The 23026-nt window shown below is 70.4% G+C and carries 17 protein-coding genes; 10 read left to right on the top strand and 7 right to left on the bottom strand.

Features of this window, described 5'->3' with window-relative positions; genetic code table 11:
* Nucleotides 1–3: 3 nt before the first annotated feature.
* From IL992_RS32350 to IL992_RS32325, 6 genes are all read right to left on the bottom strand, one after another.
* Nucleotides 4–3183 carry a penicillin acylase family protein gene (locus tag IL992_RS32350; protein ID WP_193207126.1) on the bottom strand — a complete coding sequence of 1060 codons (3180 nt, stop codon included), beginning with the start codon at nucleotides 3181–3183 and terminating at the stop codon, nucleotides 4–6.
* Between the two features lie 184 nt (nucleotides 3184–3367).
* Entirely contained in the window at nucleotides 3368–3874 is a 507-nt protein-coding gene (locus IL992_RS32345; RefSeq protein ID WP_319018976.1) for a Uma2 family endonuclease, read from the bottom strand.
* 250 nt (nucleotides 3875–4124) lie between these two features.
* Complete coding sequence (locus IL992_RS32340) at nucleotides 4125–5156, bottom strand: polysaccharide deacetylase family protein (protein ID WP_193207124.1); 1032 nt, start codon at nucleotides 5154–5156, stop codon at nucleotides 4125–4127.
* A gap of 206 nt (nucleotides 5157–5362) precedes the next feature.
* Nucleotides 5363–6661, bottom strand: coding sequence for an MFS transporter (locus IL992_RS32335; RefSeq protein WP_319018966.1), 1299 nt, complete (start codon nucleotides 6659–6661; stop codon nucleotides 5363–5365).
* Between the two features lie 147 nt (nucleotides 6662–6808).
* Nucleotides 6809–7894 carry a polysaccharide deacetylase family protein gene (locus tag IL992_RS32330; RefSeq protein ID WP_193207123.1) on the bottom strand — a complete coding sequence of 362 codons (1086 nt, stop codon included), beginning with the start codon at nucleotides 7892–7894 and terminating at the stop codon, nucleotides 6809–6811.
* A gap of 358 nt (nucleotides 7895–8252) precedes the next feature.
* Nucleotides 8253–8618, bottom strand: a complete 366-nt coding sequence (locus tag IL992_RS32325) for a nuclear transport factor 2 family protein (RefSeq protein WP_193207122.1) — start codon at nucleotides 8616–8618, stop codon at nucleotides 8253–8255.
* 251 nt (nucleotides 8619–8869) lie between these two features.
* Here IL992_RS32325 and IL992_RS32320 point away from each other — a divergent pair, with 251 nt between their 5' ends.
* Nucleotides 8870–10498, top strand: a complete 1629-nt coding sequence (locus tag IL992_RS32320; RefSeq protein WP_193207121.1) for an ABC-F family ATP-binding cassette domain-containing protein — start codon at nucleotides 8870–8872, stop codon at nucleotides 10496–10498.
* Between the two features lie 72 nt (nucleotides 10499–10570).
* Here IL992_RS32320 and IL992_RS32315 read toward each other — a convergent pair whose 3' ends face one another.
* Nucleotides 10571–12226 carry a class I adenylate-forming enzyme family protein gene (locus tag IL992_RS32315; RefSeq protein WP_193207120.1) on the bottom strand — a complete coding sequence of 552 codons (1656 nt, stop codon included), beginning with the start codon at nucleotides 12224–12226 and terminating at the stop codon, nucleotides 10571–10573.
* Between the two features lie 192 nt (nucleotides 12227–12418).
* Here IL992_RS32315 and argC point away from each other — a divergent pair, with 192 nt between their 5' ends.
* The 9 genes from argC (at nucleotide 12419) to tyrS (ending at nucleotide 22401) form a co-directional block, all read left to right on the top strand.
* Entirely contained in the window at nucleotides 12419–13441 is a 1023-nt protein-coding gene (gene argC / locus IL992_RS32310) for an N-acetyl-gamma-glutamyl-phosphate reductase (protein ID WP_193207119.1), read from the top strand.
* A gap of 108 nt (nucleotides 13442–13549) precedes the next feature.
* Nucleotides 13550–14704 (top strand): bifunctional glutamate N-acetyltransferase/amino-acid acetyltransferase ArgJ, encoded by a 1155-nt coding sequence (gene argJ, locus IL992_RS32305; RefSeq protein WP_193207118.1) that lies wholly within the window; start codon nucleotides 13550–13552, stop codon nucleotides 14702–14704.
* Entirely contained in the window at nucleotides 14701–15654 is a 954-nt protein-coding gene (gene argB, locus IL992_RS32300) for an acetylglutamate kinase (protein ID WP_193207117.1), read from the top strand. The genes argJ and argB overlap by 4 nt, the downstream gene beginning before the upstream one ends.
* A 41-nt stretch (nucleotides 15655–15695) precedes the next feature.
* Complete coding sequence (locus IL992_RS32295) at nucleotides 15696–16841, top strand: acetylornithine transaminase (RefSeq protein WP_264295141.1); 1146 nt, start codon at nucleotides 15696–15698, stop codon at nucleotides 16839–16841.
* 136 nt (nucleotides 16842–16977) lie between these two features.
* Nucleotides 16978–17934 carry an ornithine carbamoyltransferase gene (gene argF / locus IL992_RS32290; RefSeq protein ID WP_319018965.1) on the top strand — a complete coding sequence of 319 codons (957 nt, stop codon included), beginning with the start codon at nucleotides 16978–16980 and terminating at the stop codon, nucleotides 17932–17934.
* Nucleotides 17931–18515 carry an arginine repressor gene (locus IL992_RS32285; RefSeq protein WP_193207114.1) on the top strand — a complete coding sequence of 195 codons (585 nt, stop codon included), beginning with the start codon at nucleotides 17931–17933 and terminating at the stop codon, nucleotides 18513–18515. Before argF ends, IL992_RS32285 begins: the two co-directional genes overlap by 4 nt.
* A gap of 410 nt (nucleotides 18516–18925) precedes the next feature.
* Nucleotides 18926–20338, top strand: a complete 1413-nt coding sequence (argH, locus tag IL992_RS32280; RefSeq protein WP_193207228.1) for an argininosuccinate lyase — start codon at nucleotides 18926–18928, stop codon at nucleotides 20336–20338.
* A complete protein-coding gene (locus tag IL992_RS32275; RefSeq protein WP_193207113.1) occupies nucleotides 20320–21003 on the top strand; it encodes a DNA-3-methyladenine glycosylase in 684 nt (227 codons plus the stop codon). Before argH ends, IL992_RS32275 begins: the two co-directional genes overlap by 19 nt.
* Before the next feature lie 132 nt (nucleotides 21004–21135).
* Entirely contained in the window at nucleotides 21136–22401 is a 1266-nt protein-coding gene (gene tyrS / locus IL992_RS32270) for a tyrosine--tRNA ligase (RefSeq protein ID WP_193207227.1), read from the top strand.
* The last annotated feature ends 625 nt before the right edge of the window (nucleotides 22402–23026 follow it).

Here is a 23026-nt window from a genome sequence, read left to right as displayed (position 1 = left end):
GTCCTACTTGCCGTACACCTCCAAGGAGTACAGCGAGTAGCCGTAGCCGGTGGCGCGCTTGACGCCCTGCATCCGCACGTACCGCGCGCTGACCGGCGCGAACGCGACGTTGTCCACGCCGCCGTCGCCCGTGGTCGTCTGCGCGACGGTGGTCCACGTGGCGCCGTCCGGCGAGGTCTGGATGCGGTACGACGAGCCGTAGGCCGCCTCCCAGCGCAGGATCACCCGCCCCACGGTCTTCGCCGAGCCGAGATCGACCTGGACGTACTGGTTGTCGCTCCACCCGCTGGCCCACCGGCTGGCCGGGTCCCCGTCGACGGCCTTCGCCGCGCTGTTGGAGCCCTGGGTGCTGGACGCGCTCGCCGTACGGTCCAGGGCGAGGTCGGCCACGTCGTCTCCGCGGTGCGCGGGGAACGAGACGACCTGCTGGTAGGTCGGCCGGTTCTGCCAGGAGATCAGCGCGTGCTTGACGCCGCCGAGCGGCGACTGCCGGACGGCGTCCGCGCACCACTGGTCGCCCGCCGAGCAGGAGTCGTCACCCGGGTAGGTCGTCGCCGCCGGTTCGGCCAGCGCCGCCGACAGGCTGTCCAGCAGGACCGTACGGCAGGCCGCCACGGTCGCCCCGCAGTAGTTCGCCGGCAGGGGAGCGGCCACCGCGTCGCCCAGCACGGCCCGGATGTCCTTGTCCACGTAGCCCCACCAGCCGTACTGGAACGACGAGCCCTTGTGGGCCTGGGCCTCGTTGGCCGAGCCGGGCAGTGAGGAGACGTCGCCCTGCTGGTGCCCGGACGGCGACTCGTTGATCTGCAGCGCGTTGACCAGCGCCTGATAGAGGCCGTCGCCCAGCCCGGGCCGGAACTGCGCCCGCACCAGCTTCGGCCACCACGCGTCGAAGATCCGGATGGCGTCGGCGTGCGTGTAGGTCTTGCTGCCCTTGGCGGTCTCCTCCCGCTTGGCGCCCGCGGCGGCCCAGGCGGACAGCTTGGAGACGGCCGAGGCCAGGGCGGCATCGGAGACCGGCGCGCTGTTGATCACGCGCAGCAGCTTCGGCAGCACCTTCCACCCGCGCAGGTCGGTCGTCGCGGCCGATGCCATGATCTTCACGACCCCGGCGCGGTCGAGGGTGCCCGACGACAGGGCCGCCTTGATCGGGGCGTCGAGCAGGTCGGCCCGGTGGACCGCGCCGAAGCTGAAGTTGCCGTCGGCCGCGCCGAAGTCCTTGGCCTGCTTGTTGTTCCAGCTCACGAAGTAGTCCTGGTTGACCGCCTGCGGGTGGGCCGAGGCCGGGACGTAGGACGCCGTGTTGGCCGCCGGGTCGAAGCCGCTCCACTCGTGCGCGGCGTCGCCCGTCATGGGCAGGTTCGGATCGGACACCCCCGACCGCACGGGGACGTTGCCGGACATGAAGTACGCCGCGTCGGAGGAGTTCACGTAGAACCAGTTGAACGCGAAGCCGATGGTGGAGGCCGAGTTGCGGAAGGCCGCCGCCGAGCCCATCTCGGCCGGGTCGTTGAACATCTGGAAGCCGATCGCGGAGTCCGCCTCGTGCTGGTAGGTCGAGCGGAGCGTGGTGAACGCCGTCGGCACGCCGCCGACCGTGCCCCGCCAGGTGACCAGGCCGTACTTGGTGCGCTTGATGACCAGGTCGTACGACCCGGCGGCGGTGGAGTCGGCGGTGTTGGGCTTCCAGGAGTTGGTCTTCTTCAGCGTCTCCATCGCCGTGCAGGTGCCGTGGTAGAGGTAGTGATCCGCCGAGACCGTGGGGGTGCCGCCGTTCGGGTCGCACAGCGTCACGGCGTAGGTGTCGGTGATGTCCTCGGCGGCGGAGGTGGCGCTCCAGGCGTAGTCGGTGCCGCGCCCGAGCAGCACGTAGAGGTTGAGCCCGGCGAAGGCCGCGCCTCGTGCCCGGATGCCGGGCCCGGACAGCTCCTCCAGCATGAGCAGTTGCGGCGCGAAGTAGCCGGTCTGCGGTCCGAACACGGCGATCGGGTGGCCTCCGGTCGCCTTGGCGGCCGAGACCACGATGGCGTTGGACATCTCCGGCTTGGAGTTGTCCACCGTGAGCCCGGTCAGCGCGCTTTTGACCTGCGTGGTCGCGGACGTCGCGGTGCCGGTCTCGTTGGCCGTGATGTCGACCGGCGCGGTCGTGCCCGCGTCGGGCAGCACCACTCCGGTCGCGCCGGCCGGGGCCGCCCCGAAGGGGAAGCTCTGCCCGGCGTGGAGGGTCAGCACGGTCTCCGGGTCGTTCTGCGAGCGGAAGGCCGCCCAGACCCGGTCGCCCTCGGTGGCGCCGTACTTCGCCCGCGCGGCCACGCGTACGAGGGCGGACTGCATCTCGGCGCCGCCGCCACCGCCGAACAGACCGCCGATCACGCCGGAGATCGCGATCAGGTCGGTCATCCGGAAGTCCTCCGGGCCGCCCTTGTTCGTGATGGCGTCGAGGTGGCCGGTGAGCACGTACTCACCCGGGCAGTCGCGGTTGGCCATGCAGTGGTCGATGTACGCGTTGATCCCGGCGATGTAGTTCTGCACGTCCGCGTAGAGCTGGGCGCCTCGCGTCCCGGCCGTCTTCAACCGGTCGATCTGCGCCTGGAGGTCGGCCTCGGTGTAGGGGGAGTTGCGCCAGACGCTCTGCTCCAGATCCCTGTTGCCGGCGGCGCCGCCGGCGAACGGCGTCAGCTCGCCCCTGCCGACGTGACGCATGAGATCCATCAACCACAGGCGGTCCTGTGCCCCGGCGTATCCGGCGCCGAACATGGTGCCCTCGCGGGTGGTGCCGGTGACGTGCGGGACGCCGGTCGCCTTGTCGCGGACGATGGTGACGTCAGAGCGCGGGCTGACCGTGCTGTCGATCTGGTTGGCCGGCACGCCGAACGCGCTGTCGTTGAAGAACGCGGAGATCTGCTCGTCGGTCAGGCCGGTGTAACCCGAGATCAGGTCGGCGTACTTGCCGAGCTGGTCCTTGCTGTGGGCCGGGTACGTGCCGAGGGTCTGGTTGCCCAGGATGTCCACGAGTGTGGCGTTGCCGTTCTGGCCGGGTGGCAGGATGTCCGCGCACTGGCCCAGGCAGTAGTCGTCGGGTGGGTAATAGGGGGCCGCGGCGGCCGGCGCCGCCGGCAGGCCGACGGCGACGAAGGCCAGTGCGGCGGCAGCGGTGATCGCCCGTCGAAGGCGCGCGTGCATGGGGGAACTTCCCTTCGCGGTGTCGGGGGGTGAAGGGACCGAGGTTCGTGCTGTTCACGCGCGTGAATGTGAGTGGTGCTCAACTCTGGACGATACGCGCGGGTAACCAGAGGATCAATGGGTGATTCCTCGCCGGTGGCGGCAGCCCCGCGTCCGCTCTGCCGCCGGCTCGTGGAGGCGAAGCTCAGAGCGCGTCGATCTCGGTGAGGTCGATGTCGATCTCGAAGGGCACCGACAGCTTGAGCCGGTCGTGGTAGATCCCGGTCAGGGCGTACGACGAGGTTGCCGGGTCGAGTTCGTAGGCGTAGACCGTGGGCCGGTCGGACTGGTTCTCGATACGCCAGAAGTGGGCGATCCCCGCCTCCGCGTAGAGTTGCGGCTTGCGCTTGCGGTCCCGCTCCTCCGAGTCCGGCGAGACCACCTTGACGACCAAGAGCACGTCACTCGCTTCGTACGCCGTCTGGTCCGGCCCGCGATCCGCCTCCGCCTGGATGACACAAACGTCGGGCTCGGGCCGCTGGCGCAGGCCGAGAATCACGCTCATCTCGCGGCGTACGCGCAACTGCCGAGGCAGGTGACGCCGCAATCCCGCGGTGAGGAGGTCGACGGCTCGTGTGTGGAAGGAGGCTTGGGGGCTTACGAAGACCAAGCTTCCATCGATCAACTCTGTGTGCGCAGGAAGTTGCGGCATGTGATCGAGGTCGGCTGCCGTGAAGCCTTCCGCCGGAGGGAAGACCCAGCTCGGGAGACCGTGCGTGTCACTCAATGGCGCTTCGCTCCATGCCTCTGCCGTCATGCGCTCACCGTAGCAACGCATGAGCGCCTCGCGATGTGTTTCCCCGCTGGCGGGGTGCCGGAACACTCCTGTGCTCGAAGTGCGACGAGCAAACGACAGGGGGCGCGGCGCTCCCCCGGAAGAGCGCCGCACCCCTGTGCGGAGGTCAGCCGACCCGGCAGGAGACGGACGGCCAGGTCCAGTTGCCGTTGTGCTGGATGGTCACGCCCCAGTTGTTCCCGCTGCCGTTGGGCTTCGCGGTCAGCACCTGGGCGCTGGGATAGCCGGCGCTGATGTTCCAGGTAGCGATGACCTTGGCAGGGGAGGGGACGGTCATCGTCACGGTCCAGTTGCTGGAGCCGCTGACCGAGACGTTGAGGTTGTACCGGTCGCTCCACTGCTGCCCCGCGGACAGCGTCGCGGTGCAGCTACCGCCGCCGGGGTTCGTGGGCGTGACGGTCGGCTGACCGGTCGGGCCGCCGCTGCCGTCGGGGGCGACCGCGCGTCCGGTGGACGGGGAGATCATGCCCGCGCAGAGGTTGCGGCTGCGGAGGTTGGCCGCGATCTGGGGGATGGCGGCGACGGTGGTGGCGTACTGGTCGTGCATGAGGATGATCTGGCCGTTCTGGAGCTGGCCGGCGGCCTGTACGATCTGCGCGGTGCTGGCGCCGTTCCAGTCCTGGGAGTCGACGTCCCAGATGATCTCCCTGAGGCCGAGCTGCTGCTCGATCGACTTGAGCGTGGAGTTGGTCTCCCCGTAGGGGGGCCGGAACAGTTTGGGCGCGGAGCCGGTGGCCTGCTGGATGGCCTGCTGGGTCCGCTGCAGTTCCGACTGGATCTGCGAGCTGCTCATCTGGGTCAGGTGGGGGTGGGTGTAGCTGTGGTTGCCGACCCAATTGCCCGCGTCGACCTGGGCTCTGACCAGGGACGGGTTGTTCTGGGCGTTCTGCCCGATGTTGAAGAACGTCGCCCGCAGGCCGTTGGCCTTCAACGTGTTCAGCAGGTTCGTCGTGTTGCTGGGATTGGGGCCGTCGTCGTAGGTCAGGCCGACGTACCCGGCGCTGCAGTCGGCCGCCTGCGCGGCCGTGGCGGAGAGGGTCACGGCCGCGAGTGCCGCGGTCAGGACGCCCGCGAGCGCCGTGGCGAGTGTTCTGCGTAAGCCTGTGCGTCTTGCGGTGGGCGCGGTGCTGTCGGCCATGTCTGCTCCTCCAGTCGGGGACCCGGATCGGGCGTCGAGGGACAGGCGGTGCATCGCCATGCGGGTAAGGCGCCGCCCGGCCCCGGGATTCGCCGGGGCATCATTCTGGGAAGCGTCGTTGAAACAGGTCAAAGACTCCCTAGAAATGTTTCATATCGGTGAACCGATCAAGTGTGTGTTGCCCAGCCGAAACGCCGATGAACATTTCACGCCGTCGCGGACTCCGGCGGACGGAGGGCGAGTGCGTGCTCGTCGGTCCTCGCGTCGTACTTCCGGAACCGGGGCAACGCCGCCGCCATCACACCGACCGCGGCCACGCAGAGCAGGCCGCCCGCCCCCAGGGAGAAGCGGGCGCCGCCCAACTGGGCCATGAACCCGGCCCGTGCGTCGCCCAGCATCGGCCCGGTCGAGTAGGACAGCAGTTCGATGCCGGCCAGCCGCCCCCGATAGGAGTCCGGAATCGTCTGGTTCCAGATGGTGCCGCGGAACAGACCGCTCACCATGTCGGCGCCGCCGGCGACGGCGAGGAACAGGAAGACCAGCCAGATGTCCGGCATCACGGCGGCGAGCGCCACGGCGACGCCCCACAGGGTGGCCGAGACGATGACGGCGAGCCCGTGCCGATGGACGTGGGCCGTCCAGCCCGAGGTGAGTGAGGCGATCACCGCGCCCACGCCGCCGGCCGCGTACAGCACTCCGACGGCCTTGGACGCCCCGAGGTTCTCGGCCAGGAAGGGGAACAGCGCGGTGGAACTGGCGAAGGCCATCGCGGCGATGTCCACGAGATAGGTGCCCATCAGGTCCGGCCGCCGCAGCGCGTACCGCACGCCTTCCAGCAGGGAGCGCAGCGACGCGGGGGTGGGCTCCTCGGCGCGGGGGACGGCCCCGACCCTGACCAGCAGTGCGAGGGACAGCAGGAACGTGGCGACGTCGACGCCGTAGGAGGCGGCCGGACCGAGCGTGGCCACGATGAGACCGCCCGCGGCCGGTCCCACGATCATGGCGGCGTTGCGGACCAGGCCCTGCAGGGCGAACGCCGCGGGCATCCGGTCCAGCGGCACCACCCGGTTGAGCAGCGCCTGCTCACTGGGCGAGCGTACGCTGCCGAGCCCGGCGGCCAGCGCCCCGGCGGCGTACAGCACCCACACCTGTGGCCGGGGCAGCAGCGCGTTGGCGAGCAGGAGCACCGAGGAGAGGCACAGCCCCAGCTCGCTGACTATCACGATCGTGCGCCGGTCGCGCGCGTCGGCGATCGCGCCGCCCCACAGTCCGCACACCACCATCGGTACGAACTCGGCCATGCCCACCAGCCCCACCGCGACGTAGGACTCGGTGAGCTGCTTCATCTGGTAGGGCACGGCCACGGTCGTGATGACCGTGCCGAGCGTGGTGATCAGCCCCGAGCCGAGCAGGAGGCGGAAGTCGCGGAACTCGCGCAGCGGGCTGAGATCCAGTCTCAGCCGCCGGGCGAGGGATTTCAGGGAGCGATCAGCGCTTTCGGCCACGACGAGTCATCTCAACGATCCGCCCGTCCGACGGCAACTGCTTTTCCCCTCGCCCGGGAACGCGACGGCCGTACGGCGAGGAGGTCGTCCCCTCACGCCGTACGGCCGTCCGGTCTCCCCGGGATCAGGGGGCCCTCGTGGTGTCCGTCAGGACGCGCTGCAGGTCAGCGTCGGCGTGGCGGCGGTGCCGTTGGCGACGAAGCCGAAGGTGGTGGAGGCGCTTGCGCCCAGGCCGCCGTTCCAGGACTCGTTGCGCACGCTGACGGAGGAGCCGGAGCCGGACTGGAGGCCTCCCCACAGCTGGCTGATGGACTGGGAACCGGGCCAGCTCCAGGTCACCGTCCAGCCTCTGATCGCCGAACTGCCCGCGCGCACCGTCACGTTGGACTGGAACCCGCCGGTCCAGGAGTTCACGGTCTGCATCGTCGCGGTGCACCCGCCCGGTCCCGGCGGAGGCGTGAGCGTGGGAGTGGGGCTGGGGGACTGCGGGTTCGACGGGGACGGGGAGACGGGGCCGCCGCCGTCGGGAGCCACGGCCCGTCCGGTGGACGGGGAGATCATGCCCGCGCAGAGGTTGCGGCTGCGGAGGTTGGCCGCGATCTGGGGGATGGCGGCGACGGTGGTGGCGTACTGGTCGTGCATGAGGATGATCTGGCCGTTCTGGAGCTGGCCGGCGGCCTGTACGATCTGCGCGGTGCTGGCGCCGTTCCAGTCCTGGGAGTCGACGTCCCAGATGATCTCCCTGAGGCCGAGCTGCTGCTCGATCGACTTGAGCGTGGAGTTGGTCTCCCCGTAGGGGGGCCGGAACAGTTTGGGCGCGGAGCCGGTGGCCTGCTGGATGGCCTGCTGGGTCCGCTGCAGTTCCGACTGGATCTGCGAGCTGCTCATCTGGGTCAGGTGGGGGTGGGTGTAGCTGTGGTTGCCGACCCAATTGCCCGCGTCGACCTGGGCTCTGACCAGGGACGGGTTGTTCTGGGCGTTCTGCCCGATGTTGAAGAACGTCGCCCGCAGGCCGTTGGCCTTCAACGTGTTCAGCAGGTTCGTCGTGTTGCTGGGATTGGGGCCGTCGTCGTAGGTCAGGCCGACGTACCCGGCGCTGCAGTCGGCCGCCTGCGCGGCCGTGGCGGAGAGGGTCACGGCCGCGAGTGCCGCGGTCAGGACGCCCGCGAGCGCCGTGGCGAGTGTTCTGCGTAAGCCTGTGCGTCTTGCGGTGGGCGCGGTGCTGTCGGCCATGTCTGCTCCTCTGATCGGGGGAAGGGCCGGGCGGCGCGAGTCACCGGTAGGGGAGCGCCGCCCGGCCCCGGGGTTCGCCGGAGGAACATTGTGAGAACGGCTCTGAAACATGTCAAAGATTGGCTGAAAAGTTTCGGCTCCACGAATCGATAAGGACAGCCTGTGATGCTGGAACGCCGATGAACTTTTCATGCCGACGAGCACCACGCCCGGCGACTCTGTGACGCCCCTCAGGGGCGGCGCACCTGTGGGCCCTCAGCCGCCACCGGCAGCGCGAGGAACGCGGCGACGTGGCCGGCCTTCCGGGAGTCGTCCGGGAGTGGAAGTCCCGGACGACTCCGTAGCCTCATGAGCACGGTCAGGCGGGGACCTTGTCGAGGAAGCCGTACACGTTCCGGATCCGGCCGTCCTCGGCGAGCGCCACGACGTCGAAGCCGATCACGACGGGCTCGGCCGCGCCCTCCGGGCCGAGGTGCCAGGTGAAGCGCGCCGTGTCGTGGTGGCCGTCCACGGGCCCGCCCAGGGTGAACACGAACCCGGGAAACATCTCCTGCGCCCCGGCGATCACCGCGGCGATCCCGTCGTGCCCGGTGACGGCGGCCAGCGGGTCGGTGTAGCCGCCGTCCTCGGTCCACAGCTCCGCCACCGCCTTCGCCCTGGTCTCGGCGTCGCGCTCGTTCCAGGCGGCGATGTAACGCTCGGCCAGGGCGGTGTAGTCGGTCATTGTCCACTCCTTCGGGGATGTCTTCCGTGACGACGTGTGAACGGTGTCACGGAGCCCCGAGGAGAGGCGATTACGCGGGAGGTAAACGCCGCTCCGTACGGGCAGATCTCCTCGGTTGTCAGCCGACGAGCGGCCCGGGCGACCGTCGGCAAGCCGGCACCGCGCCCCTGAGCTCCACCCCGCGTGGCGGCGCTCCGCCCGTGAGACCGTTCGACGGGGTCGGCTCGGGACCCAGTAGGGTCTGTGTCCTGATGAGCGCCACTCTTGTCGCGAAGGAACTCGCCGCCGGGCACGGCGACCGTGTCCTGTTCGCGGATCTCGATCTGGTCGTCGCGCCCGGGGACGTCGTGGGGCTGGTGGGGGTGAACGGCGCGGGCAAGTCGACGCTGCTGCGCCTGCTGGCCCGCCTCGACGCCCCCGAGCATGGCAGCGTACGGCTCAGCCCGCCCAGCGCCAACGTCGGGCATCTGCCGCAGGAGCCCGAACGGCGGCCCGGGGAGACCGTCGCCGCCTTTCTCGCCCGCCGGACCGGGGTCGCCGCCGCGCAGCGGGCCCTCGACGCGGCCACCGAGGCGCTCGTGAGCGGCGATCCCGGGGACGCGTACGCCGAAGCCCTCGAGCGCTGGCTCGCGCTCGGCGGCGCCGACTTGGAGGAGCGGGCCGCGGAGGTGGCCGCCGACCTCGGGCTCACGGTCGGCTTGGAGCAGGAGATGGCATCCCTGTCCGGAGGCCAGGCGGCCCGGGTGGGGCTGGCCTCGCTGCTGCTCAGCCGTTACGACGTGTTCCTGCTGGACGAGCCCACCAACGACCTCGACCTCGACGGCCTGGACCGGCTCGAACGCTTCGTCACGGGACTGCGCGCCGGGACCGTGGTCGTCAGTCACGACCGCGAGTTCCTCGCTCGTACGGTGAACAGGGTGGTCGAGCTCGACCTGGCCCAGCGGCAGGTCCGCGCGTACGGCGGCGGTTACGACGCCTACCTGGAGGAGCGCGAGGTCGCCCGCAGGCACGCGCGCGAGCAGTACGAGGAGTACGCCGAGACCAAGGCGTCTTTGGAGACCCGCGCCCGGGCCCAGCGCGCCTGGATGGAGAAGGGCGTCAAGAACGCGCGCCGCAAGGCCACCGATGGCGACAAGATCGGGCGGAAGTTCCGCACCGAGGCGACGGAGAAGCAGGCGGCCAAGGCCCGGCAGACCGAGAGACTGATCGAGCGGCTGGAGGTCGTCGAGGAGCCGCGTAAGGAGTGGGAGCTGCGGATGGAGATCGCCGCCGCCCCTCGCTCCGGAGCCGTGGTCGCAACGCTGCGCGGCGCGGTCGCGCGACGTGGCGCCTTCACGCTCGGGCCCGTCGACCTGCAGATCGACTGGGCGGACCGGGTCGCGATCACCGGCGCGAACGGCTCGGGCAAGAGCACCCTGCTCGGCGTGCTGCTCGGCCGCATACCCCTCGACGAGGGGACGGCGGCGCTCGGCCCCGGCGTGGTCGTCGGCGAGGTCGACCAGGCCCGCGCGCTCTTCGAAGGCGACGAGCCGCTGCTCGACGCGTTCGGCGCGCTCGTCGACCTGCCGCCCGCCGACGTCCGCACAGTGCTGGCCAAGTTCGGCCTGCGCGCCGACCACGTGCTCCGCCCGGCGGCCACGCTGTCGCCGGGCGAGCGGACGAGGGCGGCCCTCGCTCTCCTTCAGGCCCGTGGGGTCAACCTCCTCGTCCTGGACGAGCCCACCAACCATCTCGACCTTCCGGCGATCGAACAGCTGGAGTCCGCGCTCGCCTCGTACACGGGGACCCTGCTGCTCGTCACCCACGACCGGCGCATGCTGAAGGCCGTCCACACGACACGCCGCGTCGTCGTCGAGGCCGGCCGGATCCACGAAGGCTGAAACCCCCGCAGCGCTCCATCGAGGCCGGCCGCCCTGGCGGTGACGGGGCGGTATCGGATTCGATACAGGCCCTCAGAGGCCCAGGGTCTCCTTGCGCAGGTGGGTCTTGAGGACCTTGCCACCGGGGTTGCGCGGCAGCTCGGCCTCCCTGAACCAGAACCGCACCGGCACCTTGAACGCCGCGATGCGGCCGCGCAGGAACTCCTGGAGCTCCTCACCGGTGGCACCGGCGCCCTGCTTGAGCCGTACGACCGCGCCGACCTGCTCGCCCAGCTCGTCGTCCGGGATGCCGATCACGGCCGCGTCGTCCACCGCGGGGTGCTCGAACAGGGCGGCCTCGACCTCGGCGCAGTAGACGTTCTCGCCGCCCCTGATGACCATGTCCTTGGCGCGGTCGACGATGTAGACGTAGCCGTCCTCGTCGATTCGGGCCAGGTCGCCCGTGTGCAGCCAGCCGTCCACGAACGTCTCCGCCGTGGCCTCCGGGCGGTTCCAGTAGCCCATGATCACGATCGGCCCGCGCATGCACAGCTCGCCGACCTCGCCGGTCGGCAGCTCCGCGCCGAGCGGGTCGCAGATCTTCACGTCCACGACGGCGAGCGGCAGCCCGATGCTGTCGGGCTTGGCCAGGTAGTCCCCGCCGCTGTTGTAGATCGCGAGCGCCGTCGTCTCGGTCATGCCGTAGCCGTTGGCGGGTGTGCGGTTGGGGAGCGACTCGGTGATCCGTTCCAGCAGCTTCGGCGGGGCCGGGGCGCCGCCGTACGAGATGGAGCCGAGCGAGGAGATGTCATGCTTGTCCAGGTCGGGGTGTGACAGCAGCTGCCAGGCGTTGGTCGGCACGCCGCTCATCACGGTCACCTTCTCGCGCTCGATGAGCTCCAGGGCCCGCTTGGGGTCCCACTTGTACATCAGCACGAGCCCGCCGCCGCTGAACATCGTGGTCATCAGTACGGCGAAGCATCCGGTGACGTGGAAGAGGGGCACGGTCAGCAGGGTGATCCTGCGCTTTTCCGCCGCCGCGGCCACGTCCCTGCCGGCCATCGCCACCGTGCGCATCATCGCGTACGCGACGGTCATCGGCGCCTGACCGAGGTTGCGGTGGCTGCCGAGGGCGCCCTTGGACCTGCCCGTGGTGCCCGAGGTGTAGAAGATCGTGGCGGGGTCGTCGGGGCCCAGCTCGACCTGCGGCAGCGTCACCTCGGGCCGGACCTCGCCGAGGACCTCGGCCCAGTTGGCCCCCTCGCCGCGGGTGACGATCACCGGCAGGCCGCTGCCGGCCATCCGGGCGGCGCGCTCGCCGTCGGCGATCACCACCTTGGCGCCCGAGTCGCTCAGGCCGTACTCCAGCTCCTGCTCGGTCCACCAGGCGTTGAGCGGCACGGCCACCGCTCCGGCGGCGAGCACGGCGGAGAAGGAGACGATCCACTCGGGGTAGTTGCGCATCGCCACGGCGACGCGGTCGCCCTTGCGCACGCCGTAGTCGTCCACCAGGCGGTTGGCGAGCGTCGCGGCCAGCCGGAAGTGCTCCTCGTAGGTGATGCGCTCGTCCTCGTAGGCGATGAACACCTTGTCCCCGTGGAACCGGGTGATCTCCAGGAGGGCCCGGAAGGTCGCGGGAGCGTGCTTCCACGCCCGGATCTTGTGACCGCCGACCTCGACCTCTTCCATCTCGAAGAGCTGCCCGGGCGCCGTGAGCTGGGCCTGGACCTGTTCGTTCGTGATCGTCATGCTGGCGCACTCCCGGATGCGTTCGTTAACCGGAGGTTTCACGATACCGACCGGTAGGTACGTCGGCTAGATGTCCATCCCTCGGAACGCTGCTTGCATGCTCATGCTTTGCGATGCATACTCTCTACACCAGCAAGAACATGAGGTCCGCTGCATGATCATGCAGGGGTCGCGAAGAATCGGGGGGCGCGGATGAGGGCGGCGATCGCCGGAGCCAGCGGCTACGCGGGAGGAGAGCTACTCCGTCTGCTGCTCGGACACCCCGCCGTCGAGATCGGCGCGCTGACCGCCGCGTCCAGCGCGGGCACCAGGCTCGGCGCCCACCAACCCCACCTGCCGTCGCTGGCCGACCGGGTGATCGAGCAGACCACCCCCGACGTGCTCGCCGGTCACGACGTCGTCTTCCTCGCCCTCCCGCACGGTCAGTCGGCCGCGGTCGCCGCCGAACTCGGCGACGGCACGCTCGTCGTCGACTGCGGCGCCGACTTCCGGCTGACCAGCGCGCAAGAGTGGACAGCATTCTACGGCGGCGTCCACGCCGGCACGTGGCCCTACGGCCTGCCCGAGTTGCCCGGTCAGCGCGAGATCCTGCGCGGCGCCCGGCGCATCGCCGTCCCCGGCTGCTACCCGACGGCCGCGACGCTGGCGTTGTTCCCCGCCTTCGCGGCCGGGCTGGCGGAGCCCGACGTCGTGGTCGTCGCGGCGAGCGGCACCTCCGGAGCCGGCCGGGCGCCCAAGGCCAACCTGCTCGGCAGCGAGGTCATGGGCTCGGTCAGCGCGTACGGCGTGGGCGGGGTGCACCGGCACACCCCGGAGATGGAGCAGAACCTGTCGGCGGTCGCCGGACGGCCGGTCCGGGTGTCGTTCACGGCGACCCTCGCGCCGATGAGCCGCGGCATCCTCGCCACCTGCACGGCTCCGGCCGCATCCGGCGTCACCTCCGCCGCGGTCCGGGAGGCGTACGAGACGGCGGTGAAGGACGAGCCGTTCCTCCACCTGCTGCCCGAGGGGGTCTGGCCGGCGACCGCGATGACGGTCGGGGCCAACACGGCGGTCCTGCAGGTCACCCTCGACGAGCGGACCGGGCGGATCGTCGCCGTCGTCGCCATCGACAACCTCACCAAGGGAACCGCGGGCGGCGCGATCCAGAGCGCCAACCTCGCTCTCGGCCTTCCGGAAGAAGTCGGCCTTCCCACCAATGGAGTCGCCCCGTGAGCAAGATCGTCCCCTTGGAGGAGCGCGCATGAGCGAGCGAAGCGAGCGAATCGTTAAGCACAGCGCGATTCGCGAATGCGAACCCGAGCCGTCAGGCGAGGGGGCGGCATGAGCGTCACCGCACCGCTGGGCTTCCGCGCCGCGGGAGTCGCCGCCGGGATCAAGAGCGGCGGTGCCCGCGACCTGGCCCTGGTCGTCAACGACGGCCCCTCGCGTGCCGCGGCCGGCGTCTTCACCCGCAACCGTTTCAAGGCCGCGCCCGTCCTGTGGTCGGCTCAGGTCCTCAGCGGCGGCCGGGTCAGGGCCGTCGTCCTCAACTCCGGCGGCGCCAACGCCTGCACCGGCCCGCTGGGCTTCCAGGACACCCACGCCACCGCCGAGAAGGTGGCGGAGGCCTTGGACGACTCCGCGGCCGAGATCGCGGTCTGCTCCACCGGCCTGATCGGCGAGCGGCTGCCGATGGACGCGCTGCTCGGCGGCGTGGGGACCGCGGCCGCCCAGCTCAGCCGTGACGGAGGCCTGGCGGCGGCCGACGCGATCCGGACCACCGACACCGTCAGCAAGATCTCCTTCCGCCGCGGTGAGAACGGCTACATGGTGGGCGGCATGGCCAAGGGCGCCGGGATGCTCGCGCCCGCGCTCGCCACGATGCTGTGCGTGCTGACCACCGATGCCGACCTCACGTCCGAGGAACTCGACACGGCGCTGCGCAGGGCGACCTCCGTGACGTTCGACCGGCTCGACACCGACGGCTGCATGTCGACCAACGACACCGTGCTGCTGCTCGCGAGCGGCGCGTCGGGCGTGCGCCCCGACCTCGCCGAGTTCGAGAAGGTCGTCACCGCCGTCTGCGCGGACCTGGCCCGGCAGCTTCTGGTCGACGCCGAGGGCGCCTCGAAGGCGATCGCGATCGAGGTCGTCGGCGCGGCGTCGGAGGAGGACGCGGTGGCGGTGGGCCGTGCGGTCGCCCGGTCGAACCTGCTCAAGTGCGCGATCCACGGCGAGGACCCCAACTGGGGCCGGGTGGTCAGCGCGGTCGGCACCACCGACGCCGTGTTCGACGCCGAGCGGGTCAACGTGGCGGTCAACGGCATCTGGATCTGCCGCGGCGGCGCGGCGGGAGACGACCGCGCCAAGGTCGACCTGCGGCCCCGCGACGTGACCATCACCATCGACCTGTCCGCCGGCCCGCACACCGCGACCGTGCACACCACGGACCTCACGGCGGCATACGTGCACGAGAACTCGGCGTACTCGTCATGAGCGTCAGGCGGAACGGCGCCCTGGACAAGGCGCACACCCTGATCGAGGCGCTGCCCTGGCTGGCGCGCTTCCACGGCGCGACCGTCGTCATCAAGTACGGCGGCAACGCGATGACGGAGGAGCACCTGCGGGCCAAGTTCGCGGCCGACGTGGTGTTCCTGCGTTACGCCGGCCTGCGGCCGGTGATCGTGCACGGCGGCGGCCCGCAGATCCAGTCGCACCTCGACCTGCTCGGGATCGACAGCCACTTCGTGTCCGGGCTGCGGGTGACCACACCCGAGGCGATGCAGGTCGTCCGGATGGTCCTGGTCGGCCAGGTCAACCGCGACGTGGTCGGGCTGATCAACGGGCACGGGCCGTTCGCGGTCGGCATGTCCGGCGAGGACGCCCATCTGTTCACCGCCGAGCGCAAGCACGTCGTCGTGGACGGCGTCAAGGTCGACATCGGCCAGGTCGGGGAGATCGTCCGGGTCGAGGCCGGAGCCGTGCGGGCCCTGCTGGACGACGGCCGCATCCCGGTGGTGTCATCCGTGGCCCGTGGCGAGGACGGCGGGATCTACAACGTCAACGCCGACACCGCCGCGGCCGCCCTCGCCGTGGCGCTCCAGGCGTCGAAGCTCATCGTCCTCACCGACGTCGAGGGGCTGTACGCCGACTGGCCCAACAGTGAGGAGGTCGTCAGCCGCATCGGGGCGTCCGAACTCGCCACATTGCTGCCCTCGCTGTCCAGTGGCATGGTGCCGAAGATGGAGGCATGCCTGGCCGCCGTGCGCGGGGGCGTCCCACAGGCCCACGTGCTCGACGGGCGGGTGCCCCACGCGCTGCTGCTGGAGGTATTCACCGACGAGGGCATCGGGACGATGGTCGAGCCTGACGACGCCGTCCCGGCGGTGCGAGGCGAGACCGGAGCGACGGCGGAGGGCGCCGTGAACGGGGAGGTTGCCAGGTGACCACCAACGACGAACTGCGCGGACGCTTCGAAGCGGCGTTCATGCGCAACTACGGGGTGCCGCCGGTCGCCATCGCTCGCGGCGAGGGCTGCGCCGTCTGGGACGTGGAGGGGCGCCGCTACCTCGACCTCATCGGCGGCATCGCGGTGACCTCGCTCGGTCACAACCACCCGGCCCTGGTCGAGGCGGTGTCCCGGCAGGTGGCCACTCTCGCGCACACCTCGAACCTGTTCCTGCACGAGCCCGAGGTGCTGCTCGCCGAGAAGCTGCTCGCCCTGCTCGGAGAGCCGGCGCGGGTCTTCCTCTCCAACTCCGGCACCGAGGCCAACGAGGCGGCAGTAAAGATCGCCATCAAGTACGGCAGGACGCGCGGCCGCGGCTACATGGTGGCGACGGAGAACGGCTTCCACGGTCGCACGCTCGGCGCGCTGTCACTCACGGGCAAGCCCTCGATCCGCGACCAGTTCGGGCCGTTCCCGCTCGACGTCAGGTTCGTCCCGTTCGGCGACGCGGACGCGCTCAAGAACGCCGTGACCGAGGACTGCGCCGCGGTCTTCCTGGAGCCCACCCAGGGTGAAGCGGGTGTCATCCCGCCGCCCGACGGCTACTTCCGCACCGCCAGGGAGATCTGCTCCTCGGCGGGGGCACTCCTCGTGGCCGACGAGATCCAGTCGGCCATCGGTCGCACCGGGCACTGGTTCGCCCACCAGGCCGAGGGGGTCGTCCCCGACGTCCTGACGCTGGCCAAGGGCCTCGGCGGAGGCCTGCCGATCGGAGCCTGCATCGGCTTCGGCGAGGCCGGCGAGGTCTTCGCCAAGGGTGACCACGGCTCGACCTTCGGCGGCAACCCGGTCTCGTGCGCGGCGGCGCTCGCCGTGCTGAACACGATCGAGCGCGACGGACTGCTCGGTAATGTCGTGAAGGTGGGAGCGCAGCTGTCCGAGGGCATCGCCGCCGTGCGGCATCCCTTGCTCAAGGGGGTCAGGGGGCGCGGGCTGTGGCTGGCCGCCGTGCTCACCGCGCCGAGGTCGGGGCAGGTGCAGGCGGTGGCGCAGGAGGCCGGATTCCTCGTCAACGCCCTTCAGCCCGACGCAGTAAGGCTCGCGCCGCCGCTTGTCATCACCGAGTCCGACGTGCAGACCTTCCTCGACGCGCTGCCCGGCATCCTGGAGGCCGCAGATGCCTGAGAACGACCTTGTGAACCCCGCCGCCGGCGCGAGCCAGGGCGCGGACCCGGCGCGAGTGAGGCAGGGCGCGGACCCGGCGCGAGTGAGGCAGGGCGCGGACCCGGCGCGAGTGAGGCAGGGCGCGGACCCGGCGCGAGTGAGGCAGGGCGCGGACCCGGCGCGAGTAAGACACTTCCTGCGGGACGACGACCTGTCGCCGCAGGAGCAGGCGCAGGTGCTCGACCTCGCCGAGGCCATGAAGAAGGACCGGTTCGGCTACCGGCCCTTCGAGGGCCCTCGCACGGTCGCCGTGCTGTTCGACAAGCCATCCACCCGCACCCGGGTCTCCTTCACCGTCGGCGTCGCGGAGCTGGGCGGCCAGCCTCTGCTCATGGACCTCGGCACCTCGCAGATGGGACGCGGAGAGCCGATCGAGGACACCGCGCGGGTGCTGTCCCGGCAGGTCGCGGCGATCGTGTGGCGAACGGCGGGCCAGGAGCGCATCGAGGCGATGGCGGCCCACTCGTCGGTGCCGGTGGTGAACGCGCTGACCGACGAGTTCCACCCCTGCCAGATCCTCGCCGACCTGCAGACGATCCGGGAGCACAAGGGCTCGCCGCGGGGCCTCACGCTCGCCTACCTCGGCGACGGCGCCAACAACATGGCCCACTCCTACCTGCTCGGCGGCGCCACGGCCGGCATGCACGTCCGGATCGGGGCGCCTGTGGGCTACCTGCCCGACGCCCTGGTCATGGAGCGGGCTGCCGAGATCGCGGCGGCTACGGGCGGTTCGGTCACGGCGGTGAGCGATCCGGAGGCCGCGGTGGCCGGAGCGCATGTCGTCGCGACCGACACGTGGGTGTCCATGGGCCAGGACGGCAAGGACGAGCGAGTCGCGGCCTTCGCCTCCTACCAGGTGAGCACGGCCCTGCTCGGCCTGGCTGACCCGGACGCGATCGTGCTTCACTGCCTCCCGGCCTACCGGGGCTTGGAGATCGCCGCGGACGTCATCGACGGGCCGCAGAGCGTGGTGTGGGACCAGGCGGAGAACCGGTTGCACGCCCAGAAGGCGCTGCTGCACTGGCTGGCGACGCGGGGTGCGGAGGGGTCGTGACCATCCCGCTGACGAAGGCGGCCCGGCACGCGCGGATCGTGGAGCTGCTGACCAGGCACAAGGTCCGCTCGCAGCCCGAGCTGGCCAAGCTCCTGGCGGAGCAGGGAGTCGAGGTCACCCAGGCCACGCTCTCCCGCGATCTCGACGAGCTGGGCGCGCTGAAGCTGCGGGCCGACGACGGCACGCTGGTCTACGCGCTGCCCGGTGAGGGTGGAGGACGGATACCGCTCTACCGCACCGGTCCCGCGAACGGCTTTCCGGAGAACCCGGACGCGCGGCTTCGGAGGATCGCGGAGGAGCTCCTGGTGTCGGCCGAGGCGTCGGCCAACCTCGTGATACTGCGCACGCCGCCGGGAGCGGCACAGTTCCTCGCCTCGGCCATCGACCACGCGGGCTGGGAGTCCATCCTCGGCACGGTGGCCGGTGACGACACGATCCTCGTCATCAGTCGTGACCCGACCGGGGGGCAGGCGCTGGCGGAGACCCTGCTCAACCTGGCCACCCGCCGTCCGCCCGACGTGACCAGGCACAAGCTCACCGCGGAGGTCCGCGACCACGGCAGTGAGAATCAGGAACCATGACGGACGGGGTTCACTTGCGGGCGGACTCGGTACGTCGGTGGCCATCCCCTACCTCGCCGGGAGGACCGGTGCGGAGGCCGTCGGGGAAGGGCCTGCCGGTCGACGTCGGCAGGAGACCCCCGCACTCGACGGACCACAACGAGATCGCGGCCGCGCGGGACGCCCGCCAGGCCTGATTCATTCGGTGCACGCCCCGGTTCCGGTGCAGGGACCGGGGCGTATGTCGGCTAAGGTCGCGGATTAGTCCCGCAGCAGGATCCGCGTGAAGGATCGGCGCCGAAGGTTCATCCGAGAAAACCGGAAGGCGCAAGGATCAACGTACGACGGCCCCGGGCGGGAACGGCGCGGGGTCATCTTTTCTGCAGGGACTTGAATATCGGAGGGAGAAGACGGTGGCGGACAACAAGCCGATGCGGCTCTGGGGTGGCAGGTTCGAGGGGGGACCCGCGGACGCCCTCACGCGCCTGTCGGTGAGCGTGCAGTTCGACTGGCGGCTCGCGCCGTACGATCTGCTGGCCTCACGCGCGCACGCGCGCGTGCTGCACCGCGCCGGGCTGCTGACGCAGGAGGAACTCGACCGCATGCTGGGCGCGCTCGACGACCTCGACCGGGCGTGCCGCAAGGGGGAGTTCCGCCCCACCGTGGCCGACGAGGACGTGCACACGGCGCTGGAGCGCGGCCTGCTCGAACGGCTCGGCTCGCTGGGCGGCAAGCTCCGCGCCGGCCGCAGCCGCAACGACCAGATCGCCACCGACCTGCGCCTCTACCTGCGTGACCACGTCCGCATGATCGTCTCCCGGCTCGTCGAGCTGGAGACGGCGCTGATCAGCCAGGCCGAGGAGAACGCCGACGTCGCCGCCCCCGGCATGACGCACCTGCAGCACGCCCAGCCTGTGTCGTTCGGCCACCAGCTTCTGGCCCACGTCCACGCGCTCACCAGGGACGTGGACCGCCTCCGGGACTGGGACAGGCGCGCGGCGGTCTCGCCGCTCGGCTCGGGCGCGCTGGCCGGGTCCTCCCTCCCGCTCGACCCCGCCGCCGTCGCCGCCGAACTCGGGTTCGACGCCCCAGCGCCGAACTCGATGGACGCCGTCGCCGACCGCGATTTCGCTGCCGAGTTCCTGTTCTGCGCGGCGCTGATCGGCGTGCACATCTCCCGGCTCGGCGAGGAGATCGTGCTGTGGGCCTCGCAGGAGTTCCGGTGGATCGAGGTGGACGACGCCTACTCCACCGGCTCGTCGATCATGCCCCAGAAGAAGAACCCCGACGTCGCCGAGCTGGCCAGGGGCAAGAGCGGCCGGCTGATCGGTTCGCTGATGTCGCTGCTGACGACCCTCAAGGGCCTGCCGCTCACCTACAACCGCGACCTGCAGGAGGACAAGGAGCCGGTGTTCGACGCGGTCGACACCCTGCTCCTGGTCCTCCCCGCCGTGTCGGGCATGGTCTCCACGATGCGCGTGAACAAGGCCAAGCTGGAGGCCAGCGCGCCCGACGGCTTCGCCCTGGCCACCGATCTCGCCGAACTGCTGGTCCGCCGCGGGGTCCCGTTCCGTGAGGCACACGAGGCCGTGGGCCACCTGGTGGTGTGGTGCCAGGTGAACGACAAGGACCTCGGCGAGCTCACCGACGACGAGCTGGCCAAGGTCTCGCCGCACTTCGCCGTCGACGCCACCGGTGCGAGCGTCCGTGACGTGCTGAACGTGCACGGCGCGCTGGCCGCCCGCAGCGCCTTCGGCGGCACCGCGCCCGACCGGGTCCGCGACCAGATCGCGAACCTCCGGGAGGTCGTCGACGGTCAGGCGGCATGGGCGAGCGAGAACTGATCGAGGACGTCGCGGGCGCTCCGCTCGGCCGCGACTTCTTCGACCGCCCCTCTGACGCGGTCGCCCCCGACCTGCTCGGCCGCGTGGTCGTGCACGGGTCGGTGGCGGTGCGGCTGAGCGAGGTCGAGGCGTACGGCGGGCCGGGGCAGGACCCGGCCTCCCACACCTATCGGGGGCGCACTCCGCGCAACTCGGTCATGTTCGGGCCGCCGGGGCACCTCTACGTCTACTTCACGTACGGCATGCACTACTGCGCCAATCTGGTGTGCATGCCCGCGGGCACCGGTTCGGCCGTACTGTTACGCGCCGGCGAGGTGATCGCGGGCGTGCACACCGCACGCGTCCGGCGCATGCCGCACGCCGACGGCCCGGACCTGGAGGGGTTGGTGCGGCGCATTCCGGACCGCGACCTCGCGCGTGGACCGGCCCGGCTCACGGTGGCGCTCGGCCTGGTCCGGGAGCACAACGGAACGGACTGCTGCTCCGGCGGCCCGATCCAGGTGCACGAGGGCCGGCCCGTGCCGTCCGGCCAGGTCAGGACAGGTCCCCGCACTGGCGTGTCGGCGGGCGCCGAGACGCCCTGGAGGTTCTGGATCGACGGCGACCCCACTGTCTCGCCGTACCGTGCGCATGTTCCCCGGCGCCGAGGCCGCGCCACGAGCTGACGCGCAGGTATGAAGTGGCGATAAGGTTTCGTGATCAGGCAGGCTTGTACGGAAGCCCGTACATCCACCATTCGATAAGCGAAAGCCACGACCGTGACCGCAACTTCAGGCAACCTCGTGCCGACGTCGGAGATGGCTGACATCCTCGACGAGCTCGAGTGGCGCGACGTGATCGCGCAGACGACCGACATCGACGCGCTGCGCAAGGCGCTGGCCGACGGTCCGATCACCGTTTATGCGGGCTTCGACCCGACCGCGCCCTCGCTGCACGTGGGCAACCTGGCCACGCTGCTGATCCTGACCCGCTTCCAGCGGGCGGGCCACCGGCCCATCGGCCTGGTCGGAGGCGCCACCGGTTTGATCGGAGACCCGAGCGGCCGCAGCACCGAGCGGGCGCTGAACTCCAGCGACATCGTCGCCGAATGGGTGTCACGAATCCGAGTGCAGGTCGAGAAGTTCCTGTCGTTCGATGAGGGACCGACAGCGGCCACGCTGGTCAGCAACCTCGACTGGACCGCGAATCTGTCGGCGATCGACTTCCTCCGGGACGTCGGCAAGCACTTCCCCGTCAACCGCATGCTGGCGAGGGAGTCGGTGTCCGCCCGGCTGGCCGGTGAGGGACTCAGCTACACCGAGTTCAGTTACCAGATCCTGCAGGCCAACGACTACCTGGAGCTGTACCGGCGGCACGGATGCGCGTTGCAGCTCGGCGGCAGCGACCAGTGGGGCAACATCACCGCGGGTGTCGATCTGATCCGCCGGGTCGAGGGCGGCCACGTCCACGCGCTCACCGGCAAGCTGATCACCAAGGCCGACGGGACGAAGTTCGGCAAGACGGCAGGCGGGGCGATCTGGCTCGATCCCGCGCTGACCTCGCCGTACGCGTTCTACCAGTTCTGGCTGAACGCCGACGACCGCGACGTTGTGCGGTTCCTGAAGGTCTTCACCTTCCGGACACGGGAGGAGATCGAGGAGCTCGAGAAGGCCGTGGCCGAGCGGCCGGCGGCCCGCGAGGCACAGCGCGCCCTGGCTGAGGATCTGACCACCCTGGTGCACGGTTCCGATGAGCTGGCCCGCGTGATCGCCGCTTCGCGCGCGCTGTTCGGGCAGGGCTCACTGGCCGAACTCGACGCCCGCACACTGGAGTCCGCTCTCGCCGAGGTGCCCAAGGCGGTCGTGCCCACCTTGGGCGCGCCGTACGTCGAGCTGCTCGCGCAGAGCGGCCTGGTGGAGTCGAAGTCCGCGGCGCGCCGGGCCGTCAAGGAGGGCGGCGCGTACCTGAACAACACGAAGATCACCGACGAGGAGTACGTGCCCTCGGCGGACGACCTGCTGCACGGCCGATTCCTCGTGCTGCGCAGGGGCAAGAAGACGGTCGGCGGCGTCGAGGTCGCCTGACCTACCGCACTGACCTACCGCACTGGCAGCCGCCCCGGTCCCGGACCGGGGCGGCTGTTTCATGGCCAAGAGTTGTTGTGACGAAGGTAACAATCGTATGGCGTCGAGGGTGGCGATCGCCGTAAGTGCCCGTCTGACCTAGGGTTTCGGCCATCTCGGCGTGATTTGACGGTCGGGTCGGCGTTGCCTAATGTTTTCTTCGCCCCGGGGAGTGCGGGACGCCGACAGGCGGCCGGACCCGGCGGGCAAGCCACTCCGACAGCCATCCAGACGAGGCGTCCGCGTCGAGTCCGGGTCGTTCGTGTCGCGGTCAGGCCGAAAGGTTTGACACGAAGCGGGCGAGGGTTTAGTATGGAGTGGTTGCCCCGAGAGGGGCGGTCACTCTAACAAGAGCATCGGCCGAGATCGCATGGCCCTCCAGGTCTGCGATGCGGCGATCGTCGTAGAGTCGGCCGAACGGAAGTAATCGCCCTGGATCTCAGGACTCCTTGAGGGGTCTCGGGTGATGGTGGTCGCGTCCGTTTCTTGAGAACTCAACAGTGTGCTAAAAGCCAGTGCATGAATCATGCATGACCCCGTCATAGCGGCACTCTTGTGGTGTCGGTGACGGATTCCTTTGACGGCA

The sequence above is a fragment of the Microbispora sitophila genome (genome assembly GCF_014892245.1).
In the GTDB taxonomy this organism is placed as follows: domain Bacteria; phylum Actinomycetota; class Actinomycetes; order Streptosporangiales; family Streptosporangiaceae; genus Microbispora; species Microbispora siamensis.
Note: the sequence above shows the minus strand (reverse complement) of the source record. Positions and strands in the feature narration are given on the sequence as shown.